Genomic DNA, 18631 nt, shown 5'->3' on the forward strand with positions numbered 1-18631 from the left:
GGCAGGTTAGTAGACGGCAATGTGGTTCATATAATTGCCTTTACAGGTCCGAGCGGCCAAAGTGGCCCGGTCCAGCATAATCCCAACAGGTAAAGTATAGTCGTCCAAATAATAAATCCCAAAGGAGGGAATGATATTAAAGTCACTTTGATAAGCCCCGAAGAACTCAACAAACCGACCGATCATCTGCTCTAGCCCATCTTTTGCTGTATAAGCCACACAAACGGCAAAAATATCAGCCTCCATCCGCCCATAGACGCCTAAAGGATAATCTTTCATCAGCTTTTTAAGCTGTTCAGCCAGATATTTGAGGAATGCATCCCCTGCCTCATCCCCATAAAAAGCATTGAACAGCTGGAACCGGTCGATATCGAAACGAATAAAGGCAAAGGGATACTCCGGGTTGGCCTCCAAAAGCTCCCGGGTCGCTGTGGAAAATTTTGATTTATTGTAGATATCCGTCAGCGTATCGTATTCCGCCAGATACTTCAAACGCTCAAAAGCGGCCATTTGGCTCCGCTCAATAACGTGGCGCAAACGAAACTTTAAAATCTCTGGAATGTAGGGCTTAAACACAAAATCCCATGCCCCTAAGCTGAGTGCATGCTTTTCATCCTCTTGATTATTGCTCCCAGTGGATACGATAATCGGAGTATCTTTAAATTCCGGGATCTCTTTGATTTTGGACATGAAGGCAAAGCCATCCATGACTGGCATGACAAGGTCTAAGATAACGGCTGCGGTCTGGGGATTCGCCTGTAACATGGCCAAACCCTCTTCCCCATTCTGGGCCTCGAGCACGTTGTATTCATCTTCTAATATTTTATAAAGGACCTTGCGATTAACAATGTTGTCTTCAATGACTAAAACAGTATTTGTAGACGGCATTGCCCAAAAGGTTTAAAAGCACCTGCTCCATCAGCCGGGCATCCATGGGCACAAAAAGAATCTCTTCGGGCATTTCCGTCTGGATAATGTGGTCCGGTGCCCGGGCTGCCGCCAAAACCACGGCACTTCCAATGATTTCCTCCGCCACCTCCGGGGTTCGGATCAAGGTAGCGCCGTCATCCTGGAGCCGGGTCAGGCTCAGTACATTTTCCACCATCTCCTGGAGCCAGTTGGCGTCCTGATGGATTCCCTCTGCCATGGCATAACGGGGATCTGTCCTTTCGGTCATTTGCAAAATCATTTCTGAGGTTCCTTTAATCCCCGTCAGAGGGGTACGCAGATCATGGGAGATGGATCGCAGCAGCTGATTCCGATAATGCTCGCGCTTCGCCTCCGCTTCCACCTGGATACTCTCCTGAAGCCGGACATTCATGGCCGATATGATAATTGCTGTTGCCGTCATAATAAAAAAGGTAATCCAGTAGGTGGGGTCATCCACCGAAAAGGAATGGAAGGGACTGGTAAAAAAATAGTTAAAAGCGGCGGTTGCCAAAACGGCAGCAATAATGCCCCAGAGATACCCCGGAGTCAATCGGGAGATGAGGATTACAGACAAAATGTAAACAACCACCATATTTGTTTCAGAAATACCCATGCTCCGCAACCAAAATCCCAAAGCGGTGGCGATCACTAAACCCAGAATAATAATCAGGAACGCCCGAATTTGCTGATGATGCCCTTGGTCCTCTCTCACCTCCATACTGCACTCCCTTCTCTTTATTTTCCTATTTTATCAAATTTTATCAAAAAAATATCTCAATCGATTAAAAATCTATACCTCTCCTTTGAAATTCTTCTTTTTCTTAAAGATTAAATCCATTTGAAGGTGCTATAATAGCTTCAATTCAGTAAGTTCTTCTTAAATTCTAAGGAAATCGGGTGGATGCGATGCCTCTTTTAAATGAAAAGCCTAAGTCATTACTCTTTAAGTTTATCACTGCTTCATTAATTGGCGCCCTGATGATTTCGCTTTACAGCTTTATCGATATTATTTTTATTTCTATAATTGAAGGTTCCATTGCAGGGATCATCCTCAGCCGGACAATCCCACTTTGGATGATTATCAACGGCTTTGGCTACCTCTTTGGTATTGGCGGCTCTATTTTAACGGCGGTAGCCGCTGGCCGAGGAGATGACAATGAGGCCAACCAATACTTCATGGTCACCATGATTGCAGCGGTGATTCTCTCGGTCACTCTGTGGTTTAGCTTTAATTTCTTTCAAGACTCCATTTTATCCTTTTTAAGTGGTGGGGACCTTGCCATTCTTCAGCTCATTCGCCTTTATACCTTTTATATGCGGCTAGGCTTTCCGGTCTATATTCTTTTTATTACGACCGCCTGTTTCGTACGATATGACAATTCCCCCTACTGGGTTGTCTTGGCCACAGTCGTTGCCTCGGTCTTTAATATCTTTGGAGACTATTTTTTCACCTTTGTTCTGGAATTGGGCATCGTGGGTATTGGCCTTTCCACCACCCTCTCCCAAATCATCGGCCTCATTATTCTGATGCTCCACTTTTTTTCCTCCCGTTGCACCATCCACCTTGTGGATATGACCCATTTTGGGCACAAGCTGTGGAATATTATAAAAACAGGGGCCCCCACCTTCATCAGCTATTGCTCCTTTGGGACCCTTGTCGCCTTGCTCATTATCGTCTCCAAGGCCAAGGGCACCCTCCCCGAGGCCTATTACTACGCCATTCCCATTTCCAGCTTTATCTGGAATATTTTAACGGTAATGCGTTCCTACGCCTTCGCCATTGGCCGCGCCACCACCCCCTTGTTGGCTAAAAACTACGGTGCGGGGCTAAGGACCCGGGTATCCGCTTTAAACCGTCGAACCATTGCTATCTGCTTTGTGATCTGCGGTATCGTCGCTGCCACTCTCTGCTTTTTCCCCAAGGAGGTTACTAATTTATTTATCCAAAGCACCCATCCTGAGATGGATGCCATGATTCCAGTTATTTTCAGGCAGTTATCCCTGGCCTTTATTTTTACCTTCTACAATATTTATGTGATTTATTACTATCAATGCATCCTTCGTCCGGGGAAAGCCCTCCTGCTAAGCCTCCTCCAGGGTATTATTCTTCCGGGATTATGCGTTACCCTCATACCCACACTCTTTGGAATGTACGCCCTAAGCTACAGCATCCCAATTTCAGAATTCTTGGCCACCCTGATTATTACGACCTCTTTACTCCTCGATTACCGACGCACCGCTCTGGTTCCTGATTATATGTCAAAGGCTTAGTTCCGGCAATCCCTTTCTTTCGCCAACAAAAAAACAGAATCAGCGAACTGTTCTGTTTTTTTGTTGGCACATGGGGCTACCCCATGCGACTTTAGGCTATGTAGCATTCCGACATTCTCTTTCTTACTTAGGTTTAAGTATACCGATCGCACACCCAAATCACAAGTCCGAATTTATCGCAGATTTTTACCATTTTTGCATCGTTCACACCATCAACCGCACGATGAATACCCCGGATTCCACGGTGTAGTCAAAGGCGGCATCGTACCGTTTCGTAAAGGCCAAGACGCTTTGGAGACCCAAGCCGTGGCCATCACCCTTGGAAGTCGGCGGCAGCGCGGCGCCATCGGTACTCATTTGACTGCTACAGGTATTTCGAATTTCAAAAACCAATCGCCCTTTAAAACGATTGGCCGTGATTCTGACCCAGCGGTCCCCCATCACCTGGGCAGCTCCCTCTACGGCATTCTCTAAGAGATTGGAAATAACCGTGGCCAGTTCGAATTCTGGTACAGCCAAATCCTCCGGAATGTCCAGGGCCGTGGTCAGGGTGATGTTAGATTCAGCGGCCATGACGGCCAAATAACTGACAACCCCGTTAATGGCACTGTTCTCACAGTAGCGCTCTACCCGAACAGCATCCAGACTTTCTTCCACTGCCCTTAGAACATCCCGGGCCTGCTCTACCTGGCCCATTTTGAGGTAACTGTCAATAATCCGTACCCGATGACGCATATCATGGCGTAGAATGGCGGTTGCCTCTTCCCCCTTTCGGATATTCCCACTTTCCCGCTCCAAATGTTTGGTGTAACTTTGGAGGTAGTCATTGGCCCGAAGTAAAGACAGCTCCTTTCGGTTTTGACTCAGGATCTGAAAAATCAAGGCGTAGTCAATAAAAAGAATGAGCAGGACCATCAGGGTTCCCAGGCCATTGGTGGGAACGGTGTAGATATTGGTCGCCCAAACCACCATGGTGTAGACCGCCGCATAGAATAATGCCGGTACCAGACACAGGCTCCCCCATCCCGTTTTTCGGTGCCGCAATTCTTCAAAATAATGCTGGCGCAGGAACTTCCCAAGGGTAAAGAAAAGAACGACATATGCCCCGGCCTGAACGAATAGTGCCAATCGGTCATTTCCAGTGAAGATATGGATTAAAGACCAGCAGACACTTCCCACCAAAACATAGGCGGCCCCGGTAATCCCTGTGAAGAGCCCTCTAAAATCCCGATATTGATTAATCCAAAGGACCGTTCCCTGGGTTACCAGAATGGTCAGGATGGTAATGAGGATCATGGTCCCTTCACTCACCCCACCAAAAAGCATGATCCAATTCCCCACACCAATGAGGACAAAACAAATCCCCGCAATGGCACAGGTTTTACTAAGGCTGTAGCGGCGCTCTGAAAAGTAAATGGTAAAGGCCAGCATAACCAGTAGGGAAAAAAGATACTGCCAAAATTTTGGTTCCATAAGGGTCATCATCATCCATCACCCATTCCCCGGGCGGCGGCATAGGCAAGCCAGACCCGTCGCACAGGGGTCACCTGGCTGCGGCTCACGGGAATCCGCTGCCCATTGTCTAAAAACAAGCTGTCCCCCATAAAATCATTGACATAGAGCAGATTCACCACAAAGGATTTATGGCATTGTACAAAGCCCGGGGCTTCCAACAGACTGGCTACCGAGGTTTCAAAGCTGCTCCGATTGGTAACCCCCACCAGCCGGTTGCCGCCCGCCAGAACGAGATTCACACAGCGGGACACGTTTTCTGCATAACAGATTTGGTTCATGGGGACCTCCAGCTTATCCCCCCGGATATGGAGACAAAACTTCTTTTCGTCCTGGGCAAGGCGTTTAGCCACCCGTTTAAGGACATAGACTACCTTTTCCTGCTCCACGGGCTTGATTAAATAGTCCAGGGCATGGACACTGTAGGCATCCAAGGCGAATTCCGGGGAGCTGGTGGTATAGGCGATATCCGCCCTTTCATCCCCCAGGCGAATCTGCTGCCCCAGGTCAATGCCATGGATATCCGGCATGAGTAAATCCAGGAAATACAAATCAAAGGTCTGTCCCTCCTGAAGCTTTTCCATCAAGGCCCCACCCCCTTCAAAAACACTGAGCCCGGCCGGCCGAATTTTTAGAGACTCCTGGGCCGTCCTTACCGTCTGGCACATCCATTTTAAATCCTCTATATTATCGTCGCAGACAGCTATTCGCATCATCCTCACCTCTTTACACTTCATTCATCCACGGTAAGCACCTAGGGTGGCTTTCCCTTATGTATTAGTATAATATAATCCGTGGGATCATCGCATCAAAAAATATAAATGCCCTTACAAATTCTACGCAATTTTGTGCCTTTTTTGCACATTCCTTCCTTTTAGGGGGGTATTCTTCTTAATACAACAGATTCTGTTATGCGGTGGAAATCAAAAATAAGGCATTCCATATAAAAGCAAGCTTTTAATAGAACGCCTTATTTTTTGTTTTATACTTCGGTTAATCTAGGAGTGATGACCCCAATCTACCGGTTTCGGTTGTAATTAATCAGGCAGCCGGCCTTGACGATTTTCTTTTCATCCTCGGTCATGGGGGCGATGTAAAGGGTGATCGCTCTAACGATATCCCCCAGCACATAGGCCTTTATTTCTTTCATATCTCCATCCAGCGCCGCTCTGACCCCGGGGATGTAGATATAATCCCCCACCTCGAAGTCCGGCTCCGCTGCCATTTGGAAGGGCAGCATCCCCCAGTTCATTACATTGGAGCGATAACGCTTAGTGGCGTATTCCTTGGCGATGTTGGCCAGGCCCCCAATGACCCGCTGGCAACTGGCGGCCTGTTCCCGGGCAGAACCATCCCCAGGCTTGACGCAGTAGATCATGCTGCCAATCTCAATCTCCTGGGCCGGGGCTTCCGGGCTGATTTCTGCAATCTGGGCATAAATGGGTGCCAGCTCCTGGGCCGTGTCCACCGGATTTTCTCCGGCCACCCGAGCCTTTTCAATGGCATCCACTACCTTGCTCCGGCCCACGTATTCCGGGTCCCGCCGGGAGAGGGTGAATTCTGCCAGTCCCAAAGGATTGGAACGGTAGGAGGAGGTTTCCCCAGAGGGGATCAGCTCATCGGTGGTGGTAACCTCATCCATGATTTTGGAACATACCTTCAACAGGATGTTGTCCGCCAATGGACTCATTTCCGGCCAATCCTTAATATTGGGGCCGTACACCAGGTTATCTTTGGTTTCCGCCTTTTCAAAGCCCTGGTACACCCGGACCTTATAAGGCGCATCGTCATAATGGTATTCCGGTGCCACATAATCGTCCGCGTAGGCCGTGGCAGAAGTCAGTACCCCACCGTTTGCCGCAGAGGCGGCAATGGACCGGGCATCCATGAGTGCCACAGCGGAAAGCTGACCCACCCCAGGCTTAGAACCTTCCCGGTTGGGGAAGTTACGGGTGGTGTGGCGGATGGACAGGGCATTGTTGGCCGGGGTATCCCCTGCCCCAAAGCAAGGCCCGCAGAAGGCGGTTTTAATGGTAGCCCCTGCCGCCATCAGGTCGGCAATGGCCCCCTTCTTCACCAGATCCAGGAAAACGGGCTGGGAGGAGGGGTAAACCGCCAGGGTAAATTCGTCGTTGCCGATACCAGCGTTCTTTAGGATGTGGGCGGCTTCCATAATATTGGAATAGGTCCCCCCGGCACACCCCGCAATAATCCCCTGCTGGACAGTCAGCTTCCCATCCACAATTTTATCGGTCAGGGAGAACTGCACATCCGTCCCTTTCGTAAATTCCAGGGCCTCGGTTTCCACCTTATGGAGGATATCGGCCAGGTTGGCGTTGAGCACGTCGATTTCGTAGGTATTGCTGGGGTGGAAGGGCAGGGCGATCATGGGCTTAACCGTGCTTAAGTCCACGTAGACCATGCCGTCATAGTAGGCCACCTCTTCAGGCTTCAGCTTCTTGTAGGCGTCTGCCCGGCCGTGCTGTGCCAGGAAGGCTCGGGTATCCTCATCCGTCTGCCAGATGGAGGTGAGGCAGGTGGTTTCCGTGGTCATAACATCCACACCGTTACGGTAGTCTGTCTCCATGGATGCAATCCCCGGCCCCACGAATTCCATGACCTTATTCTTCACATAGCCGTTTTTAAAGACCGCCCCGATGATGGCCAGGGCAATATCCTGGGGTCCCACCCCGGGCTGGGGTGCGCCATCCAGATACACCGCCACTACCCCAGGGTAATTAATATCATAGGTATCGCACAGGAGCTGCTTAACCAGCTCCCCGCCCCCTTCGCCAATGGCCATGGTGCCCAGGGCACCGTAGCGGGTGTGGCTGTCGGAGCCTAGAATCATCTTGCCGCAGCCGGCCATGGTTTCCCGCATATACTGATGAATCACGGCTTGATGGGGGGGAACATAAATCCCGCCGTATTTCTTGGCAGCGGAGAGACCGAAGACGTGGTCGTCCTCATTGATGGTCCCCCCCACGGCGCACAGAGAGTTGTGGCAGTTGGTGAGCACGTAGGGAATGGGGAATTTTTCCATCCCCGAGGCCTTAGCCGTCTGGACGATCCCCACGAAGGTAATATCGTGGGAGGCCATGGCGTCGAATTTCACCTTCAGTGCGTCCATGTTCCCCGAGGTATTATGGGCTTCTAAAATGCTATAGGCCATGGTGCCCTTGCTGGCATCGGCGGCATTCACCGCCTGGCCGGTGGCGGCCTTCACCCCCTGGGCATCCTCAAAAATCTCGGTGCCCTTCACTAGATAGACACCGCCGTCGTATAATTTAACCATCGTCTTCCTCCTGTTTCGTCAATATGCACGTCCATCGACGGCCACGCTCGTCCCTTTTCAGGTCGCCAGCGGGCCCCTTGAACCATTATGTATTCTGTATCCAATCTTTGCTTTGCTAGTATTATATCACAAGATTCCTGTCGATAAAATGAAAAAAATACAGGTGGTCCCTGGCGGTGACCATTATTCCTCCGCCGTGGGGGCACCCAGCTGCGTTAGTGTCTCCCCGGCGATGCGGTAGACCGTCCAGTCCGACATGGGCTCCGCCCCCATCCCCCGATAAAAATCGATGCTGCTCTGGTTCCAGTCCAGGCACCACCACTCCAGGCGGCCGCATTTCCGCTCCACGGCAATCTGCGCCAGGCGCGATAAAATAGCCTTGCCGTATCCCCGGCCCTGGTACTCCGGCCTGACGTAGAGATCCTCCAGATACAGGCCCGCCCGGCCCAGGAAGGTGGAGAAATTGTGGAAGAAGAGGGCGAAGCCCACCTCACAATCGCCCTCTAAGGCGAAGATGACCTCGGCCTTCTTTTGCTCGAAGAGCCATTCCTCCAGCAGCGCCTCCGTGGCCACTACCTCGTCGGTCATTTTCTCATAGGCCGCCAGCTCCTTGATGAAGGTTAAAATCAGCGGGACATCCGCCCGCACAGCGTTTCGAAATGTGCTATTCATCCTTGGTTCCTCCTTGTTGATACACGTCTCATTTTTTTCGCTGATGCGAAAAAAAGCGCCAGTGACGGCGCTCTAACAAATGATTTCTCCAGGCTTTCACCCCTTTGGATTATAGCATTTATCGGGGACAAGATGTTGTTTTTTTGCGACACAATGCCTCAATGGCCTCCGGACCGGGCATCGATGGGATGGCCCCATACCCCGTTGTAGTCAAACCACCGGCGGCATTGGCCCGGCGAAAGAATGCCATCAGTTCCTTTTCCTTGAGGTAGGGGAGGTCCTCCACGCACATAGGGCTGAGCTGATGCAGGAGGGCTCCAAAGAAGGCATCGCCAGCGCCGGTGGTGTCTACCGCAGCCAGAGAAAACGCCGGAACGTACCCCTTGGCGGACCCATTGAAGAAATAAGCCCCTTGATGTCCCAGAGTGACGCACACCAGGGTGGGACCGGCTTCATAGAGGGCCGCTGCTGCCCGCTCCAAATCCGCTTCCCCTGTCAGCAATCGGGCCTCCTCCTCGGATACCTTGAGGATATCCGCATAGGCAAGACCGTCTCGCATCGCCTTCACCGCCTGCTGCTCATTGGCCCAGAGCAGGGGCCGATAGTTGGGATCGTAACTGATCATGGCACCACTGTACCGGGCGAGGGCCACCGCCGTCAGCGTCGTGGACCGGGTGGGTTCGTCGGTCAGGGAGACCGATCCAAAATGGAATACCCGGCTATTTTTGATGACGGACATGGCGATTTCGCCCTTGGTCAGAAGGGTATCCGCACATTGTCGGCGATAGAAGCTGAAGGATCGGTCCCCCCGATCATCCAGATGGACGAAGGCCAGGGTGGTGGGTGCCGTCTCGGTCATCACCAGTCCCTGGCAGTCCACGCCGTTGTCCTCCAGATTCTGCTTCAGAAAATGGCCAAAGGCATCCTGTCCCACCTTTCCCAGGAAGGCAGTCTTACTCCCCAGCCGAGCCCCCTGGACCAATACGTTGGCCGGGGCACCTCCAGGATTAGCCGAAAAGCTTGGACCCATTCCCGCCTCGGTTTCCATGGGGGTAAAGTCGATCAATACTTCGCCGATGGCGCTGATATCATACATGTTCAAACTCCTTCCCGCTGCAATCCTCATACTGAAAGGATGAAAGCGGCCAATACTCAAAACGGGCAGCACCACTGTAGATTTTTAGGGTGTCTGCCCCGGCCTCAGGGAAAAACCGCGAGGTGAGGACCGTATGCCCCCCATCCACAAAGATTTCCAGGGCGGTCTCATCCACAAAGAAATGCAGTCGGCGGACCTGATCCAGGCGCACCCGACGCAGGGTCCGGCCCTGGCCGCATTTTGGTTCAAAGGACAGGGACAGCATCCCCCCCTCGTAGGTCAGCGCGCACCCGTCGAAGAGCGTGAGGCGAAAGGGTGCCGCTGGATCATCGTTGTGGAAGATCGCTTCAAAGCATCGGGGCAGCGGAAGGGTGACACCCTCCCGGATGACCCCAACCTCGCAATGCCCCTGACGCAGGGCTTTCAGCTCTGGAAGGGGCCTCTGGCACAACCGCCCATCCTGAACCGACAGCTCCCGGGGCAGGGTCAGGGCATGGATCCAACCCTCGGAAACCGTGGGGGTTGTGTAGGGGGCATCCGGCAGACCCATCCAAGCCACCAGAATCCGACGGCCCTTCTCATCCGCAAAGGTCTGGGGGGCGTAAAAGTCGAAGCCCCGATCATACTCCACAAAATCATCTATGGGCTGTCCCTCAGCCAGCGTCCCGGCCATTTCCAGGACCCCACTTTGATAAATATTCTGGCAGCAATCGCCGCGGGCCGGCACACCCTGGGGTGAGATGGATAAGAATCCCTTCCCCCCCAGTTCAAAATAATCCGGGCATTCCCACATGTAGCCCAGAGGCGTCGCCGTGGACAGGCGATTTGTTAACCGCCATTTTTCGGGTCCATCCTCCTCGTACACCAATACCTCCCCCACATCCCTATTACTCCGGGCACCTAAGAGCATCTGGCGCTTGCCATCGCTTGCCACCACCTTGGGGTCCCGCACATGCAGGGTCAAATCCTTGGGGTAATCGGCATTGCTCAGAAGCAGGCGCTTGTTGGAAAAGTGGATGCCGTCGGCGCTTTGCGCCATCAGGGTATTGTGCTCCCGCCCGGTATGGATATAGTCGTGATCCCCAGCGGCCTTGACATTCCCGGTGTAGTACAGGGTCATCCGATCCCCGTCCGCCCAGGCTGATCCAGAATACACCCCATTCTGATCCCAGGGGGTATCGCCGCAGAGCGCCGGGATGTGGTAGTCGTAGTGGATGTAATCCCGGGTGGTGTAATGTCCCCAGTAATTGGTGGCACCCGGCGCCGTATCCAAGGGATTGTATTGGAAGAAAAGGTGCACCTCCCCCTTCCATTGGCAGAGGCCATTGGGATCGTTCATCCAGCCCACCGGAGGAAGCAGATGGACGTGCATCGGCCGGGAAAGCCAAGGCATCCCCCGCTTTTCTGCGGACAATGCCTTGGCCAATAAATCCTGTTGGTTAATCATTATCGCCTCACAGGCTTTCATCAATCTTGAGGAACCAGGTTACGGCGAAGGCAATGACGGCGGCCACCACGATGGTCAGCAGATAACCGAAGGCACTCTGGGTGGTGATGAGAAATCCGAAGAGGCCCGTGATGCCGTAGGCGGTGGCCCCCACATGAAGGATGGATGAAACCATGGCCCCGCAGGCCCCACCAATACATCCGGCGATGAAGGGTTTCATGAATCGGAGATTGACCCCGAAGATGGCCGGTTCCGTAATCCCCAGGAAGGCAGACAGGGATGCGGGCAGGGCCAGCTCCTTCAACTTGGCATTCTTCGTCTTCAAACCAAAGGCCAGGGCAGCTGCCCCCTGGGCCACGTTGGCGGCCGATGCGATGGGCATCCAGGTGTTCACCCCGCCAGCGGACAGCATCCCCGCCTCGATGACATTGTACATGTGGTGAATCCCAGTCACCACCGTAGGAGCGTACAGGCCGCCCATCAGGAAGGCACCAATGCCGAAGGGAATGGCGATGAGCATCTGTACCCCGTTGAGGGCGTAGCTTTCCAACGTGGAGAAGACCGGTCCGATGACCGTCATGGTCAGATAACCAGTGACCAGCACCGTCACCAGAGGCGTGACAAAGAGATCGATCATTTCCGGAACCATCTTGTGCAGGCGTCTTTCAATGAAGGACATCAGCCACACGGCGATAATCACAGGGATGACATGGCCCTGATAGCCCACCAGGTTGATATGGTACAGACCAAACCAAACCGGTACGTTAGCGATTTCCGAGGGAGCCATGGAGCCCACAGACCAGGCATTCAGCAGATCCGGGTGAATCATGATCATCCCGATGACGGCGCCTAAGAAGGTATTGCCCCCAAAGGTCTTCGCCGCACTGATGGCGATGAGAATGGGGAGAAAGACGAAGGCCGCATTGGAGAACAAATGGATGAGCTGGTAGGTGCCGTTATCCGCCAGCATGGGGAATGCCGCTGCCAGCCCCTCCAGAAGACCCATGAGCAGACCGCTGGCCACAATGGCCGGGATGATGGGAACGAAGATATCCCCAACGGTTTTGATCAGCCGCTTAAAGGGACTGATCTTTTGAGCCGCCGCTTCCTTGACCTCCGCCTTGCTGGCCTCCTCAAGGCCGCCGCTGGCGGTAAAGGCATCGTACACCTTATTGACCACACCCGTACCCAGGATGATTTGCACCTGACCCTGGGCCACGAAGACGCCCTTCACCCCATCGGTATTCTCAATGCCCTCCCGGTCCAATTTGGCATCATCCACCAGGACCAGCCGGAGACGCGTCGCACAATGCGCCGCAGAAGCCACATTCTCCTGACCGCCCACACCCTTTAAAAGCTCCGTCGCAACCTTTTGATAATCCATCTTACCCTCCTATGAAATTAGTTCCATACCATTCTCGGCTTTTTCCATCAGTTCCTCTTTATGAAACGAAATATGGAACTGATTTCTTATTTGATTGCATTATACTCCCCTATCCCCGGTATTGTCAATATATAAATTCAAAAAAATCCAAATAAAAAGCACCATCCATCCGGTGCTCTTCTGTAATTTTATGTGAAATTAATATCACATTGTGCTTTCTCTTTCACACAATTCAAAGCCTAATCGCAGCTGCTTATTGACGGATTGTCCCCGTTCCAAATGGCCCATGACCATTTGCGCCGCCTCCTGACCACTGGTCTGATAGTACAGATGCACAGACGTCAGGGCGGGCAGCAGGGCCTTGGACACCATGGAATCCCCCACCCCAGCGACCCGGACATCCCCGGGGACAGACAGCTTGCTGTAATGCAGGCAATTCATGGCGCCGATGGCGATATTATCCGTGGCACAGAAAAGGCCGTCAAAGGATTGCCCCCCGTCGAGGAGGCGCAGCGCCCCCCGATACCCATCGGCAATGGAAAATTCCACCTCCTGATACAGGGTAGGCTCCGGCTCCAGGCCGTGGTCCAGCAGGGCTCTTCGGTATCCCTCGTGGCGGCCCAGACCGGCAGCCGCATCACCGGACTTGACCCCCAGGAAGGCAATCCGCCTTGAGCCCTGGGCGATCATATGATCCACCACCGCATAGGCCGCCCCCTCATCATCGTGGTAGACGCTGGGCATCCCCTCGGCCAACTGGCCCACCACCACCAGGGGCTTGGTGTATTGATTGAATAAACGTCGGTGTCTAGGCGTAATCTCCGTGGCGATGAAGATGACCCCATCCACAAAATTATTCTGGAATAAGGCCAGGTAATCCAGCTCCGATGCCACATCATTTCCGGTGTTTCCCAAAAAGAGATGGTAGCCGCTGTCGGAAAGCCCCAGGCTGATGCCCTCCACCACCCGACTGATGGATTCTGAGCTGAGCTTCGGCACGATAACCCCGATAACCCGGTTTCGCCGCTGCCTAAGGCTCTGAGCCGACGCCAGGGGCGAATAGCCCGTTTCGTCGATGACCTTTTTAATAATCGCTTTTTTTTCTGCACTCACATAGCCGTTGTTAAGGTAGCGGGATACAGTGGCCGGCGATACTCCCGCCAGCCGTGCAATGTCTGAAATGTTCATGCTTTTCTCCCCATTCGATTTGAAGGCATTATATCATTTTTGGGCAAAAGCCGCCATCCTTTAAAGACAAGGATAAATATTTGTCTTCTTCATCATTTCCAGTCATCTTTTAGTATAATCGAATCAATGCAATCAATACAGTTTGGGATAGGAGAGTATTATGGGATTATTTAACAGGAAAAAGAAAGCGGTTGATCCAATCGTCTACGCCATGGTGAGCGGCCGGATCCTCCCCTTGAGCGAAGTACCGGACGAAGTCTTCTCCCAGAAGATATTAGGGGATGGCTTCGCCATCGCGCCCACCGACGAGGTGGTTCTTGCGCCGGCGGAGGGTACGGTGACCGTCCTGATGGAAGGCAGCGGCCACGCCTGCGGCCTCAGCCTGGCCTGCGGCATCGACCTCCTCGTCCACATCGGCGTCGATACCGTCAACATGCAGGGCGAAGGCTTTGAAGAGCTCGTCTCCGTGGGCGATACCGTCACCACCGGTACCCCCCTCATCCGATTCAGCTCCGAAGCCATCGCCAAGGCCGGCCACTCCGACGTCGTCATCTGCGTCGTCGCCGAACCCAATGGGAAAGCGGTGCGCATTGAGGAAGACGGCACCGCCATCGCAGGGGAAACCCCGGTGATGGTGGTCGAATCGTAAACCCCCATCATGACAAAAAGCACCCCATAATGGGTGCTTTTTGAATGCCTGATTATCCGGAATCCCTTAAGCGTTGGCCAAGGCACACAGCTCGTCCAGCATCGCCGGCAGGCCCGCGTCCATGGTTTCATCCGAAAATTGGCAGGTGCCCACCCGCCCGTGGCCACCCCCTTGATATTTTAACATCAGGCTCCCCACGTTGAGGGTAGCGGTGTCCTTTAAAACACTGTAGCCCACAGCTGCACTGCAGCCCTGCCCGCCACGGCCACTGGCAATCCAGGCTGAGATATTCTGCTCCGGGTACATGCTGTAAATCATAAAGCGGTTCCCAGAGTAAATGGGGTCCACTCCCCGGAGATTGGAGATGATTACCTTCCCCTCAGTCCGGTTATGGTCCTTGACCATGGCCACAAATTTTTCCGTCTGCTCCCGGTACAGCGCAATGCGTTCAATCACATCGGGCAGGGCCAGGATTTCCTCGGTGCTCATGGTCCGGCAGGCATCGATGAGCTTTTCCATGAGCTGGTAATTGGAGATGGTAAAATCCCGCCAACGTCCCAGTCCGGTCCGGGGGTCCATCAGATAACCAATTAAAATCCATTCCGTGGGGTTCTGGATTTCATCAATGGTCAGGTTGGCGGAATCCACTTTATCCACCGCCGCCATCATTTCCGTAAACTGAGGGAAGCGTTCCTCTCCACCATAATAGTCGTAAATGATCCGGGCACAGGAAGGTGCGATTCGGCTTTCCCCCTTGTATTTTCCCGCCAGCTCCAGGCGCTCGTACTCGCTGGAATGATGGTCGAACCACAGGCCACCCCCTGGAACATAGGGTACGTTGGCCAGACAATCGTCTGCATCAACGGGTACCAAGCCATCCTGTAAATCCTTGGGATGGGCAAACTTCTAATGGTCGATGATGCCCGCTTCCTTTAAAAGGGCACCACAGGCCAAGCCATCAAAATCTGAACGTGTGACTAATCGCATTCTCTCACCTTTTTTCTTTTTCTTTTTCTGCCGCAAGCTTTATTCGGTTATTCCCCGGTCCTTCAAAAATACCGAAAGGTTCCGGTCATGGAGGGCTTCCCCCTCTGTGCTGAAGAAGCATCCGGGCAGCTGTCCCTTGTCCCGATGGTGGGCGACACAGTCACAGCATTTGCCGTGACGCTTACAATTGGCGGTGCAGGGGCAGGGACGGGTGTTATCGCAGGTTGACATGAGCTTTACCTCTTTTCTAATTGATATACTAACTAATTCCTTGAAGCTTATTCTTTCGTATCAAAGCCTAAGACATCACTATAATGACATAAATCCGGATTTATTTTTAACACCTCTGAAAAGAGAAATTGGGCTAATTCACGGTTTCCCTGAAAAAGATAGCCAGTATTCCCCCTCCCCAAACGGTTAAAGGGTCCATATTTTAAAGGCTGAAGTTTATAACACTGTTCTCCTAAAGGCTTTGTTCGGACTGGATTCTGCACAACAATATACTGAGTATCCACGCGCCAACCTTGATCTTCCCATAATTTTTCTCGCTGAATGGCTTCTGGCTGTATTGCTGGATAACAGTCCGATACCGCAATACTCAACGCTACGATAGATTGTTTAACGCTATGAAAAATAACATCACCTTTTCGAACATGGGTCATCCGTGTCCATGCCGCATTTGTTCTTCCCTCTGCTGTTGCCTGAGGTGCCCAAAGATAACCGCCATGTCGTTCTCTTTCATAGGTTTTATTTTGAAAAACGAAATAATATTGCGGAAAAACAATTTGCTTGTGCAACGTTCCTTGCTTTTTCACTTCATACTCCCCCCTATTTTATTGAAAGTCGCTTTTATTATACCACTTTTTTTAAACGATAAAAAGAAGCTGAAATAGAAAAAAGCCCTATCACTAAGGCTTTTCACAAGAAGTTATTTGGCGATAGGAATCTTCTGTTAACGTAAAGCCAGCGGACGAACCGCTTTCCTCTACCCTTCCACAATCCGCCCATCTGTCCCCACAACCACCACCTGCCAGGGGATCATCTTCCCACTATCCATGAGCGCCTGCTTCACCGCATTCTCAATCCCACCGCAGCAGGGGACTTCCATCCGCACTACGGTCAAGCTTTTGATATCATTTTGGGCGATGATGGCGGTGAGCTTTTCAGCATAGTCCACCATATCCAGCTTAGGACAGCCGATGAGGGTCACCTTGTCTTTAATGAAATCCCGGTGGAAATTGCCGTAGGCATAGGCGGTACAATCCGCAGCCACCAGGAGTTTGGCACCGTCAAAGTAGGGGGCATTGACGGGGGCCAGCTTAATCTGAACCGGCCAGTTCCCTAACTCCGCAGGGGCCGGACCTACCGCGACCGGGGCGACTGGAGCAGTCGGTTCAGCTGGGGCATTTTCCCGGTGAATGGCCCGGGACTGGCTGCCGGGGCAGCCACAGGGCAGCGCTTCTCCCTGGACGTTGAAGGGGGCTTTAGGTTTTTCCTTCTTGGCCTCCATATTGGCCTGGACAGCGGCTTCATCGTAGGCATCGGCTTCCCGCTCCACAAAGGTAATGGCACCGGTAGGACAGGTGGGCAGGCAATCCCCCAGCCCGTCACAATAGTCATCCCGCAGCAGCTTGGCGACGCCGTCGACCATGCCGATGGCTCCTTCGTGGCAGGCATCGGCACAGGCCCCACAGCCATTGCATTTTTCTTCATCGATGTGTATAATTCTTCGGATCATATTAAGTCCTCCTCTTCGTACTTGATTTTATGATTGTATTATACTAAACTTAAGGGCATCAATCGGTTGTTTTTACAACATTACAGGAGTCTTAAGATGAATAATCCATTAAATTTACGAATGGCAGCCCCCGGGGATGCCGAAGCCCTTCTCAACATATACCGCCCCTATATCACTGCGTCCTCGGCCTCCTTTGAAACCGAGGTTCCGGATCTAGCTGTCTTCAGGGAGCGGATTTGCCACACCTTAGAGACCTACCCCTATCTGGTGGCCGAGGTGGATGGACAGCCTGTGGGTTATGCCTACGGGGCGGCCCTTCGAGGCCGGCCGGCCTACGATTGGGCGGTGGAAACCACCATCTATCTGAGTCAAAACGCCTGTGGCCAAGGCATTGGCCGGGCACTATACCACGAACTCCTCGGGCTTCTGACCACCCAGAATTTTACCCGGGCCTACGCCTGCATCACCGGGAGCAACACCGGGAGCATCGCCTTCCATGAAGCCTTTGGCTACACAATGGCCGGCCGTTTTTCGGGCTGTGGCTACAAGCACGGCCGCTGGGAGGATGTGTGCTGGCTGGAGCGGCCCTTAGCGGCGGCCCAAAATCCACCCCTTCCCATCGTTCCCCTATCCCACATGGCTTAGATCCCACATTCTAAAACCAGGAGGCCTTTCCATGACCACTCTCACCTCTGATCAATTTGAATTATTAACCCACTCCCCTTTATTTCGCAGTATTCCCCCGGACCGTTTATCCCAGGCCCTTTCCTGCCTGGGTGCCCGGGTGAAGGCCTGCCCCAAGGGCAGCCGTCTCTTTGAGGTGGGGGTCCCCTCGGTGGAGCTGGGCTTTGTCCTCTCCGGCGGGGTGGAGCTCTCCAAGGAGGATTACTGGGGTAACCGGATTCTCCTGGGGCAGTCCGGCCCGGGACAGATTGTGGGTGAGGTCTACGCCTGCCTCCCCGACGAGCCCATGGATGTGACCGCCACAGCGGTGGAGGATTCCCTCATTTTATTCCTGAGGGTGGACTGCCTGTTGGACGATACCAGACATTGTACCTGGCAGCCCTTTTTAAGCCGGAACCTCATTGCTGTTCTCTCCCGAAAAACCCTGGGGCTCACCCGGAAGATTGAGCATTCCTCCAAACGGACCATCCGTCTGAAGGTGCTGTCCTACCTCTCGGCCCAGGCCACCCATGTTGGCAGCCCCACCTTCACCATCCCCTACAATCGCCAGGGGCTGGCGGACTATTTAGCGGTGGACCGCAGTGCCCTGTCGGCGGAGCTGTCCCGTATGAGTAAGGAAGGGCTCATTACGGTCCGCCGCAACCATTTCACCCTTCACGCCCCGTCCCACCTCCAATAAAGTTAGCCATCCTAAAAAAATCACCCCGCCCGGGGCTTGTAAACGTCCTATCCTCTGTTATACTTCAAATGAACGTTAAATATGTAACAGAGGAGGAAT

18 protein-coding genes are annotated in these 18631 nt (G+C 52.8%); 4 read left to right on the plus strand and 14 right to left on the minus strand.

Translation table 11 applies throughout. The features are described 5' to 3' along the window. Positions 1-6: 6 nt before the first annotated feature. Positions 7-888: a GGDEF domain-containing response regulator gene (locus tag BLW33_RS00575; RefSeq protein ID WP_090304120.1), complete on the minus strand. Its 882-nt coding sequence runs from the start codon at positions 886-888 to the stop codon at positions 7-9. Then, the gene (locus tag BLW33_RS00580) at positions 857-1648 is read right to left on the minus strand and encodes a sensor histidine kinase (protein WP_090304122.1); all 792 of its coding nucleotides are present in this window, start codon (positions 1646-1648) and stop codon (positions 857-859) included. Before BLW33_RS00580 ends, BLW33_RS00575 begins: the two co-directional genes overlap by 32 nt. 188 nt (positions 1649-1836) lie before the next feature. Between BLW33_RS00580 and BLW33_RS00585 the strand changes: the two genes are divergently transcribed. Continuing rightward, positions 1837-3201 (plus strand): MATE family efflux transporter, encoded by a 1365-nt coding sequence (locus BLW33_RS00585; RefSeq protein WP_090304124.1) that lies wholly within the window; start codon positions 1837-1839, stop codon positions 3199-3201. 204 nt (positions 3202-3405) lie between these two features. On the opposite strand, the gene BLW33_RS00590 is transcribed toward BLW33_RS00585, so the two are convergent. From BLW33_RS00590 to BLW33_RS00625, 8 genes are all read right to left on the minus strand, one after another. Continuing rightward, on the minus strand, positions 3406-4674 hold the full coding sequence (locus BLW33_RS00590) for a sensor histidine kinase (protein ID WP_176966560.1): 1269 nt from the start codon (positions 4672-4674) through the stop codon (positions 3406-3408). Positions 4675-4685: 11 nt separating this feature from the next. Then, a complete protein-coding gene (locus tag BLW33_RS00595; RefSeq protein WP_176966561.1) occupies positions 4686-5429 on the minus strand; it encodes a LytR/AlgR family response regulator transcription factor in 744 nt (247 codons plus the stop codon). 302 nt (positions 5430-5731) lie between these two features. Continuing rightward, entirely contained in the window at positions 5732-8008 is a 2277-nt protein-coding gene (locus BLW33_RS00600; protein WP_090304129.1) for a hydratase, read from the minus strand. A 183-nt stretch (positions 8009-8191) separates the two neighbouring features. Further along, complete coding sequence (locus BLW33_RS00605) at positions 8192-8680, minus strand: GNAT family N-acetyltransferase (protein ID WP_090304131.1); 489 nt, start codon at positions 8678-8680, stop codon at positions 8192-8194. Positions 8681-8798: 118 nt separating this feature from the next. After that, entirely contained in the window at positions 8799-9776 is a 978-nt protein-coding gene (locus tag BLW33_RS00610) for a carbohydrate kinase family protein (protein ID WP_090304133.1), read from the minus strand. Next, positions 9769-11223 carry a glycoside hydrolase family 32 protein gene (locus BLW33_RS00615; protein ID WP_176966562.1) on the minus strand — a complete coding sequence of 485 codons (1455 nt, stop codon included), beginning with the start codon at positions 11221-11223 and terminating at the stop codon, positions 9769-9771. Before BLW33_RS00615 ends, BLW33_RS00610 begins: the two co-directional genes overlap by 8 nt. 7 nt (positions 11224-11230) lie before the next feature. Further along, positions 11231-12607 (minus strand): sucrose-specific PTS transporter subunit IIBC, encoded by a 1377-nt coding sequence (locus BLW33_RS00620; RefSeq protein WP_090304136.1) that lies wholly within the window; start codon positions 12605-12607, stop codon positions 11231-11233. 204 nt (positions 12608-12811) lie between these two features. Further along, positions 12812-13795 carry a LacI family DNA-binding transcriptional regulator gene (locus BLW33_RS00625; protein ID WP_090304138.1) on the minus strand — a complete coding sequence of 328 codons (984 nt, stop codon included), beginning with the start codon at positions 13793-13795 and terminating at the stop codon, positions 12812-12814. 160 nt (positions 13796-13955) lie between these two features. Between BLW33_RS00625 and BLW33_RS00630 the strand changes: the two genes are divergently transcribed. Beyond that, positions 13956-14444, plus strand: a complete 489-nt coding sequence (locus BLW33_RS00630; RefSeq protein WP_090304139.1) for a PTS sugar transporter subunit IIA — start codon at positions 13956-13958, stop codon at positions 14442-14444. A 66-nt stretch (positions 14445-14510) separates the two neighbouring features. Here BLW33_RS00630 and BLW33_RS00635 read toward each other — a convergent pair whose 3' ends face one another. From BLW33_RS00635 to BLW33_RS00650, 4 genes are all read right to left on the minus strand, one after another. Next, the gene (locus BLW33_RS00635; protein WP_423230226.1) at positions 14511-15317 is read right to left on the minus strand and encodes an exopolyphosphatase; all 807 of its coding nucleotides are present in this window, start codon (positions 15315-15317) and stop codon (positions 14511-14513) included. 153 nt (positions 15318-15470) lie between these two features. Continuing rightward, a complete protein-coding gene (locus BLW33_RS00640; protein WP_090304141.1) occupies positions 15471-15662 on the minus strand; it encodes a hypothetical protein in 192 nt (63 codons plus the stop codon). A 47-nt stretch (positions 15663-15709) separates the two neighbouring features. Then, positions 15710-16246, minus strand: a complete 537-nt coding sequence (locus BLW33_RS00645) for a hypothetical protein (RefSeq protein ID WP_090304142.1) — start codon at positions 16244-16246, stop codon at positions 15710-15712. A 170-nt stretch (positions 16247-16416) separates the two neighbouring features. Further along, positions 16417-17169, minus strand: coding sequence for an ATP-binding protein (locus BLW33_RS00650; protein ID WP_090304144.1), 753 nt, complete (start codon positions 17167-17169; stop codon positions 16417-16419). A gap of 96 nt (positions 17170-17265) precedes the next feature. On the opposite strand from BLW33_RS00650, the gene BLW33_RS00655 reads away from it, so the two are divergent. Together BLW33_RS00655 and BLW33_RS00660 are read left to right on the plus strand one after the other, a co-directional pair. Further along, the gene (locus BLW33_RS00655) at positions 17266-17814 is read left to right on the plus strand and encodes a GNAT family N-acetyltransferase (RefSeq protein WP_090304146.1); all 549 of its coding nucleotides are present in this window, start codon (positions 17266-17268) and stop codon (positions 17812-17814) included. 31 nt (positions 17815-17845) lie between these two features. After that, positions 17846-18532, plus strand: coding sequence for a Crp/Fnr family transcriptional regulator (locus BLW33_RS00660; RefSeq protein WP_090304147.1), 687 nt, complete (start codon positions 17846-17848; stop codon positions 18530-18532). Positions 18533-18631 lie beyond the last annotated feature (99 nt).

It is taken from the genome of Eubacterium aggregans, from assembly GCF_900107815.1.
GTDB classification, from domain to species: domain Bacteria; phylum Bacillota; class Clostridia; order Eubacteriales; family Eubacteriaceae; genus Eubacterium_O; species Eubacterium_O aggregans.

Bases quoted from the DNA above. Each gene is read 5' to 3' on its own strand.
- BLW33_RS00575 (WP_090304120.1), bottom strand. From the start codon at position 888: ATGCCGTCTACAAATACTGTTTTAGTCATTGAAGACAACATTGTTAAT.
- BLW33_RS00580 (WP_090304122.1), bottom strand. From the start codon at position 1,648: ATGGAGGTGAGAGAGGACCAAGGGCATCATCAGCAAATTCGGGCGTTC.
- BLW33_RS00585 (WP_090304124.1), top strand. From the start codon at position 1,837: ATGCCTCTTTTAAATGAAAAGCCTAAGTCATTACTCTTTAAGTTTATC.
- BLW33_RS00590 (WP_176966560.1), bottom strand. From the start codon at position 4,674: ATGGAACCAAAATTTTGGCAGTATCTTTTTTCCCTACTGGTTATGCTG.
- BLW33_RS00595 (WP_176966561.1), bottom strand. From the start codon at position 5,429: ATGATGCGAATAGCTGTCTGCGACGATAATATAGAGGATTTAAAATGG.
- BLW33_RS00600 (WP_090304129.1), bottom strand. From the start codon at position 8,008: ATGGTTAAATTATACGACGGCGGTGTCTATCTAGTGAAGGGCACCGAG.
- BLW33_RS00605 (WP_090304131.1), bottom strand. From the start codon at position 8,680: ATGAATAGCACATTTCGAAACGCTGTGCGGGCGGATGTCCCGCTGATT.
- BLW33_RS00610 (WP_090304133.1), bottom strand. From the start codon at position 9,776: ATGTATGATATCAGCGCCATCGGCGAAGTATTGATCGACTTTACCCCC.
- BLW33_RS00615 (WP_176966562.1), bottom strand. From the start codon at position 11,223: ATGATTAACCAACAGGATTTATTGGCCAAGGCATTGTCCGCAGAAAAG.
- BLW33_RS00620 (WP_090304136.1), bottom strand. From the start codon at position 12,607: ATGGATTATCAAAAGGTTGCGACGGAGCTTTTAAAGGGTGTGGGCGGT.
- BLW33_RS00625 (WP_090304138.1), bottom strand. From the start codon at position 13,795: ATGAACATTTCAGACATTGCACGGCTGGCGGGAGTATCGCCGGCCACT.
- BLW33_RS00630 (WP_090304139.1), top strand. From the start codon at position 13,956: ATGGGATTATTTAACAGGAAAAAGAAAGCGGTTGATCCAATCGTCTAC.
- BLW33_RS00640 (WP_090304141.1), bottom strand. From the start codon at position 15,662: ATGTCAACCTGCGATAACACCCGTCCCTGCCCCTGCACCGCCAATTGT.
- BLW33_RS00650 (WP_090304144.1), bottom strand. From the start codon at position 17,169: ATGATCCGAAGAATTATACACATCGATGAAGAAAAATGCAATGGCTGT.
- BLW33_RS00655 (WP_090304146.1), top strand. From the start codon at position 17,266: ATGAATAATCCATTAAATTTACGAATGGCAGCCCCCGGGGATGCCGAA.
- BLW33_RS00660 (WP_090304147.1), top strand. From the start codon at position 17,846: ATGACCACTCTCACCTCTGATCAATTTGAATTATTAACCCACTCCCCT.